The organism is Zhongshania sp., from assembly GCF_041623545.1.
GTDB lineage: Bacteria > Pseudomonadota > Gammaproteobacteria > Pseudomonadales > Spongiibacteraceae > Spongiibacter.
On sequence record NZ_JBFJWS010000413.1, the window covers coordinates 1 to 2,170 of the forward strand.

At 48.1% G+C, this 2,170-nt stretch carries 2 protein-coding genes; one reads left to right on the plus strand and one right to left on the minus strand.

Annotated features, from left to right (window positions below):
* Positions 1 to 72: 72 nt before the first annotated feature.
* On the plus strand, positions 73 to 1,623 hold the full coding sequence (locus tag ABYT30_RS18640; protein ID WP_373098020.1) for a tetratricopeptide repeat protein: 1,551 nt from the start codon (positions 73 to 75) through the stop codon (positions 1,621 to 1,623).
* Here the strand turns inward: ABYT30_RS18640 and ABYT30_RS18645 are convergent.
* Positions 1,610 to 2,170: hypothetical protein (locus ABYT30_RS18645; RefSeq protein ID WP_373098022.1), on the minus strand; the 561-nt coding region annotated here is incomplete at its 5' end. The two genes, ABYT30_RS18640 and ABYT30_RS18645, sit on opposite strands and share 14 nt — an antisense overlap.

A 2,170-nucleotide genomic window follows, 5' to 3' on the forward strand; every position in this document is an offset into this window, starting at 1 on the left:
ATAGCGAATGCCCTTAAGCATCCGGCGTCAGACACTAGACCGCCGACTCAATAAAAAACTCGGGAATCACCAGTGAGTAAAAAGCCCAAAAAACCTGGTAAAAAAAGCATCAAGAATGCGGTCGTTCTCCCGCCTGAACTCCAATCGGTTTTTAATCAAGCCGTCGCCCATCATCAGCAAGGTCAGCTACAACAGGCAGTCGACGGCTACAGCCAGGTTCTAAGCCATGAGCCTAATCATCCTGATTCATTGCATTTAGTTGGACTGATCTTTCAAAGCAATGGCGACCTTCATCAAGCTAAAGAATTTATTAGTCGCGCCATAGAACTCAGCCCTAACGTCGCCGGCTATCACTACAACCTAGGCGTGTTGCTACAAGGTCTAGAGTGGCACAGTGAAGCAGTTGATGCTTACCGAATTGCAATTCGTTTAAAATCGGATTACGCCCAGGCTTATGAGAATCTTGGCGTGGCCTTGCAAGATCTAGATAATTTGAAAGCGGCATTACCCGCTTATCAGCAAGCTTTGACAATTAACCCGAAGTCCTTAGTCGCCTTGACTAACCTAGGCACCCTATATTTTAAAAATGGTAAAACTGCTGAATCCCTAAGCTGTTTTGATAAAGCCTTAGGACTAAACCCCGCCGATCCAGAGTTGCATATGAAACGCTCCGGTTGTCTATTGCGTATGGGGCAGTGGGCAGAGGGGTGGCAGGAATACCGCTGGCGATTTAATGCACCGACGTTTCTGGAGTCTAACCCAGTTCGCTCGCTGGGTTTACCCCATGCAAATATCGATTCGATTGCAAATCAGCGCGTATTGATCAGCTGCGAACAAGGCCTTGGTGACGAAGTGATGTTTGCCTCGTGTATTAATGATTTGGTTGCGCGGGCAGGGGAGGTAAGCGTCGAGTGCGACCCACGCTTGTCACCACTATTTGCACGGTCGTTTCCAAACGTGAAGGTTTACTCAAAAAACACATTTGATAGTGCGAGCTTAGAATGCCATATTCCTGCGGGTGATTTGCCGCACTATTTTCGTAAAGTAGACACTGATTTTAATGGTGATGCTTATTTGCTTGCTGATCCAGTGCGACGCCATGCTTGGCAGCAACGCTTGGCGGAGCTGCCTCAGCCGCTTAAAGTCGGTTTTTCTTGGCGTGGCGGCGCTGAGTCCCGCGCTGTGGTAGCAAGAAGTATAGATCTTAAGTACTGGAGCACCCTCTTTAAAGGCGTAAACGCAAATTTTGTTAACTTGCAGTACCGCACCACACAGCAAGAGCGGGATGAATTAAACGTAGTAGCAGGGCAGTCGCTTTGCCATTATGAGGATTTAGACACCTTTAATGATATAGAAGGCTTGGCAGCTTTGATCTCGGAACTGGATTTAGTCATCTCTGCGGATAACGCCACGGTGCATTTGGCTGGTGCGCTCGGGGTGCCCGTATGGATTTTGCTGCCCGAAGGCCCAGAGCGACGTTGGACCGACGGGAGAGATGGTAGTGTTTGGTATGACTCTGCGCGATTATTTCGTAGTGAGGTTACCGGCAGCGGAGGTTGGTCAGAAGTTTTTAAAATGGTAATTAAATCCCTTGGCGAGAAAGATCTATTTAGTTCTCAATAACAAAAGTTTCACTACTCTGCCACATACCCCCGCTCCACATTTCAAACGCTGTACTTTGCCGGTAAGCCGTAGAGCAAATTAGCCAAACAGTGACATTGGGAAACTCCACGGAAATACTGTCTAACATGCCTTTCCACCACAGTGGGCCTCTCACTGTAATATGGGCATTCTCGCCGTTGGGGAGCTTCGCTGACGCGGGGTAGCAAGCCACGTTAAGGACCAGTAGCTTAGACGCGTAAGAAAACATATCTCGGAGCACGGTGGGCACGTCTGAGATAAAAATATGTTCAAGCACGTCAAAAGATAAAACGCAGTCAACAATCTGCCTTTCATCAATATTGCGGGCAGGTTCGTATCGGTAAGTCTCCGTAAGATTGAAGTAATCTTTGGCGGATAATCCAGATTCGTCGAATTTGGGTATGGTCCAGTCAGACCCGCCGCAGCCATAATCTAATATGGTCGATATGCCGAATTGACTCAGTACAGGCTTAACTTGGTCGCGGTAGGGCCGCAGCTCAAAGTCAGAGAATGCCACGTCTACTTTCTC